The organism is Monashia sp. HAY1-2A (genome assembly GCF_056755315.1).
The window spans coordinates 1-277 of the sequence record NZ_JBNDHY010000382.1 but is presented as its reverse complement, the minus strand read 5'-3'; the positions used below and the strand labels follow the sequence as shown (position 1 = coordinate 277).

Sequence of the window (277 nt, the reverse complement as noted above, 5' to 3'; positions counted from 1 at the left end):
TCCCGGTCGTGTGCGCTACCGCATTGATCTGCCGGCCAGGGAGCAAATGGATCTGAACCCAGGCAGCACGATTACCGTGTGGCTTGATTCCCAGCCCCTCTCTTCGTTGTCGGCAACCTTGGTCGACGTCAGCTTCCTGGCCCGCCCAACACCAGAAGGCAACCTGGCGTTCGCCATTGATGCGACGCCCGTGCCGAGTGCCACACCACGGCTCGGTGCGCGGGGGATCGCCCGCGTTCGCGGTCATCTCGCGCCACTGGGCTATGTGCTGCTACGC

Annotated in this window: 1 protein-coding gene; it reads left to right on the top strand. The window is 64.6% G+C overall.

Annotated elements, in window-relative coordinates; all coding sequences use genetic code 11:
* The coding region (locus tag ACPYOM_RS22395; protein WP_481347648.1) for a hypothetical protein at positions 1 to 277 on the top strand (277 nt) is incomplete at both ends.